Below are 4,408 nucleotides of genomic sequence, written 5' to 3'. Positions count from 1 at the left end.
GTTGCAGATCAGCATCTTCTGATGCAGCAGATTGCCTTTGAGGAGGGGCAGATCGGGATTAAGCGCCTGTGCGCGCAGATAGGCGGACACAGCATCGGCGGGGCGGCGCAGTTTGGCAAAGATGAAGCCGCGTCCGAACCAGGCCTCCGCCATATCCGGTTGCAGCGCGAGCGCGACATCACAGGCGGCCAGCGCTTCATCATAGCGCGCGAGTTCGGCCAGAGATTTGCTGCGATTGAAGTGCGCGGCGGCATGGCGCGGGTTCAACGCCAGCGCGCGGTCGAAATCGGCAAGAGCTGCGGCGTAGTCGCGGATATCGTTCAACACCGTGCCGCGATTGTTCAGCGTCTCGGCATTCCCCGGATTGAGCGCCAGCGCCTCGCTGAAACGCTGCAAGGCTTCGTCCGGTCGGTTCAGCGCCTTCAGAACGAGGCCGTAGTTGTAGAGTGTCACATCCGACTGCGGCTGCAGCCGAATCGCTGCTTTCAGATGCGGCTCAGCTTCCGCGTGCCGCTTCAGCGTGACATAGACGATCGCCAGAACATTCAGCGCGCCGACATGGTCCGGCGCCTTGCGCAGTATACGGCGCAGGTCGCGCTCGGCCTCATGGAGCCTGCCCTGCTGAAACGCCGCAAAGGCGCTCTGGAAGAGATCGGTGGGCGGCGCCATGACGTGCGTATCTCGGATCGAACCAACGAAAGCGACAGAACGCGGCGGGTATAGCCCCGACTCCTCATCCCGTCGAGGATCGCGGCGGCTTCACTCCGCCGCGCTGCACCTGGCGATCACGTCATCCCACAAACAAAAATCCCCGGCGGTTTCCCGCCGGGGACTTCTGCTTCAGATATCGATCGCCGTGAGGCGGTCGGTATTAGAACGAGCGCAGGATCTGCACCGAACCGTTGTAGTGGTTCTGGTTGCCGAGGGCGAAGCCACCAGCCGGGGTAACCTTGCCCGGGATAGCGCCGACCCAGGCACCATTGAGGTTCTGTTCCAGACGGCTGTAGGTGAACTGAGCCGACAGGGTCAGGTTGCGAACCGGGGTCCAGGCGGTACGGGTACCGATCTGGGTCAGGCCGAGGTCGAAGTTGCCAGTCGTGCCGGGTGCCAGGAAGCCACCGTTGCTGGTGCGGCCTGCGTTCAGAGAAGCGAACAGGAGCGCGTTGCCTGTGTCACCGTAGGAGATGTGGCTGTAGTTACCAAACACCGAGGTGCGCCAGGCCGGGTTCCAGTAGTGCTCGTAGAATGCACTGACCTGCCAAGCCTCGCTCTGCTGAACCTGACCGCCCGGACCGAAGACGCCGTCAAGCACGTAGCCAAAGCCCATGGTGTTGCCTTCGGCGTGAGCATAACGACCGCCACCGAGGGTGTCGGTGGTGCCGCCGAAGACGTACTTGGCAGCGCCCTTGCCGTAGGTGGCTTCGAGCTTCAAGCTGTCGCCTGCGCCGGTGGGCAGATTCTTGAACTCAACGGCACCCGTCACAGCGAAGCCGTAAGAGTCATCCGGATGGTTGATTGTGCCGGTGTAGAAGCCCGGGGTGATCGTGTGCATTGCAGCGGCGGCGTGCAGCGTGCCCCATGCCTGATCGAGGCGGAGGTTCGCCACGACGTCCGGAATGTGGTTGCCGCCGTACGAGTTACCCGCGAAGGTATTCGAAGACGTGCCGTAGGAACCGGTGTTGCCGCTGGCGCCGAACGGAGCGGCGAGAGCAACGGCGTTGTTGTACAGGCCGGCGTTACGGTAGGGCGACGCGTTTTCGAGCGAGATGGTAGCCGAGAAGCCGTTACCGAACGAAGCGGTGTAGGCGATCTGCGGGATACCGGTCGCGTTGTTCGAACCGGCGTTGAAGCCCGACGAGATGTACGGCTTCGATAGCGCCCACTGCGGGTCGAACTGCGAGACGGCCTTACCGAAGGTGAAGCCGGCGAACTGGATGAACGCGTAGTCGACTTCGGTGTAACCACCGGCGATCGATTCACGGCCCTGCAGGAAGTCGAACTGGATGTTCGCGTAGGTACGGACGACACCGTATTCGGTGGCGGTGCGGGTATCCGTGGTCAGGTTGATACGCTGACGGGTGGAGATGTAGTCACCGGTCCATGCGCCAGCTGCGCCGGCTTGGCCCTGCCAGAACGGATTGTCGTAGGTACCGCCGTTGAACGCGGTGTCGATACGGATCGCGCCGCCGATCTTGATGCAGGTATCGGTGCCCGGGATGTAGTAGAAGCCTGCGCCGTAGAGCGAGCAAACCTTCACATATTCCACGGCCTTTGCCTTGACCGGCAGGTCGGCTGCCTGGGCGCCGCCGATGGCGATCAGACCCGCGGCCGAGCCAAGGATCAGGCTCTTCAGATTCGTCATGTTAAACCTCCAAGTTGCTAATCGGGAAGGTTCCGGATCCGCCAGGCCTGGCCCGAAGGCTAAGCCCGATGGTTGGTTCCCCCATTCCCCAAACCAACCGCCGGAGTGCTTCGCGCTTTCGGAAACCCGCGTAACGCGAGACACTCTAGCGAACCACTTCAACGGGACGATCACGGGTTTGCCCCATCGCCGCCACAGAGAATGCCTGTGCAATTCTTAGAAGCAAAATACTTTATGTACTCAGGTAACTTTTCCGCGACGCGGTGTGGTTTCCATGCCACATGCCTTAACCCGCAATTGCGCTGCACAATTATTTGATCCAGTTATGTATTCTACAAAATTCCCCGCTATGGGAATGCTGACGCGATCAGACACCGACGGACCAATGGCGCCCCCCTTGAATACGAACACCCCTGCAAACAGCGACGAGAACGGCAAGAATCAGGAGGTTGTGCGGCAATTTCTCTGGGATATCGCATCGATCAACGTCCATCTGGACGAGATCAGGCACTTCTGGGCCCGAGAGCTCGGCATCAGCGGCCCGCAATGGATGATTCTGATGGCGGTCGGAGACCTCGACACGGGCAATGGCGTGCCGGTCAAGGACGTCTCGGCCATGCTGCATGTGGACCCGTCTTTCGTGACCACCCAGTCCAAAATCCTTGAGAAGAACGGCTTCATGCGCCGGGTGCCCTCTCGCCAGGATGCCCGGGTGGTGCTGATGTCGCTGTCGGACAAGGCCAGCAAGAAGATCGCCATGCTGGCGTCGCGGCGCGATTCGCTGAGCGATTTCGTGCTGGCTGATTTCGACGATGCGGCCTTGCAGGACATCACGTCCCAGCTGGGCAAGCTGAAGACCCGCCTGCAGAAGGCCACCGTGATGCTGGCAGTGGAAAGCTAGTTCCGAACGCTAGCGGATCCGGGCCAGGCGGTCGGCAATCCAGTCGAAGATGAATTCGTTGGCAATGGCCGGATTGTCGCTCGGCGCGTGGGCTGCAGCGCTTTCTGCGGCCGAGAACACCTTCAGCTCGACGTCGTGGCCGCCTGCCGTCAGGGCATCGCAGCAACGCGTGACGTGATCGGCGTCAAGCCAGTCGCGCTCACCAAGCGCAACCAGCATCGGGCACTGGATCCGGGTCGCGATACTGCTGCTGCAGAGCCGCACCACATCGTCACCGAATTCGGAGACAGGTTCGGCGCCGTAGATGCGTGCGGCGAGAAATGCCCGTTCATGCATATCCCAGATGCCGGCATCGCAGACAGCTGCCGCAAAGCGCGGATCGAAGCTGGCGCCGCGCGTCGCGAATGACGCGCCAAGGCCGTCGCCGAGAATGACGATCTTGCGGCTATTCACCTCGCGCCGCGTCTCAAGGAAATCGACCCAGCCGCTGATCGCGGTCTCGATGTCATAACGGCCGAAACCTTCATCGAGGCCTCGCCGATTGCCCTGTCCGGGCAGATCGACCAGCAGCAGAGCCATGCCGCGCTCATGCGCGTAACGCGGCATCCGGCAGAGATACTCTTCCTTGTGCTGATCGGGGCCGCCGACACAGACCACCACCGGCACCTTGCGGCCAGCCCGGCCGGGCGGCGGCAGGAAATAGCCGTTCAAGCTCCGCCCCTCACCCCAGAGAATCTCGATGAATTCGGCGCCGGGGGTCGTATGCCGAAGATAAAGCTGCGAACAGGCCATCATCTGCGCGATGGCGGCGCTCTGGCGGGGATCGTCGATGCCCATGAAAGCCTGGGCCGTCCGATAGTAGCTCGCCGCACGCAGCCAGTTGCTCAAAGCCGTCGGGACATGGCCCCGGGCAAAGGCAATATCGCCGCGCGACTTGCTGAGATCGGCAGCCTTCTTCCACTGCGCGTACCAGCTCTCCTCGCAGGCGGGATCAATACCACTCGCCGCCAGCATGCATTCCGAAACCGTGCTTCCACCATCCTGCGCGGCGCCAAGCAGGCGCAGGAACTGAAGCGAATAATCCTCGTTCGCGGGCCACTGCATCCAGCCACGCGAATCAAAGGATGGGAGCAGATCCTCAGATG

The 4,408-nt window shown here is 61.9% G+C and carries 4 protein-coding genes; 1 reads left to right on the top strand and 3 read right to left on the bottom strand.

Annotation, left to right across the window (positions count from 1 at the left end; genetic code table 11):
• Together ACIQ17_RS31205 and ACIQ17_RS31200 are read right to left on the bottom strand one after the other, a co-directional pair.
• Positions 1-669, bottom strand: a 669-nt coding sequence (locus ACIQ17_RS31205; protein WP_398473371.1) for a tetratricopeptide repeat protein, incomplete at its 3' end; no start/stop codon positions are given.
• Positions 670-871: 202 nt separating this feature from the next.
• Positions 872-2,362 carry a porin gene (locus ACIQ17_RS31200; protein ID WP_398473369.1) on the bottom strand — a complete coding sequence of 497 codons (1,491 nt, stop codon included), beginning with the start codon at positions 2,360-2,362 and terminating at the stop codon, positions 872-874.
• Positions 2,363-2,711: 349 nt separating this feature from the next.
• Here ACIQ17_RS31200 and ACIQ17_RS31195 point away from each other — a divergent pair, with 349 nt between their 5' ends.
• Entirely contained in the window at positions 2,712-3,263 is a 552-nt protein-coding gene (locus ACIQ17_RS31195; RefSeq protein WP_398473368.1) for a MarR family winged helix-turn-helix transcriptional regulator, read from the top strand.
• A 9-nt stretch (positions 3,264-3,272) separates the two neighbouring features.
• Here the strand turns inward: ACIQ17_RS31195 and ACIQ17_RS31190 are convergent.
• Positions 3,273-4,408, bottom strand: a 1,136-nt coding sequence (locus ACIQ17_RS31190; RefSeq protein WP_398473367.1) for an alpha/beta hydrolase family protein, incomplete at its 5' end; no start/stop codon positions are given.

The organism is Tardiphaga sp. (assembly GCF_044340795.1).
GTDB lineage: Bacteria > Pseudomonadota > Alphaproteobacteria > Rhizobiales > Xanthobacteraceae > Tardiphaga.
The sequence above is the reverse complement of the archived record's forward strand: the minus strand, read 5'-3'. Positions and strand labels throughout refer to the sequence as shown.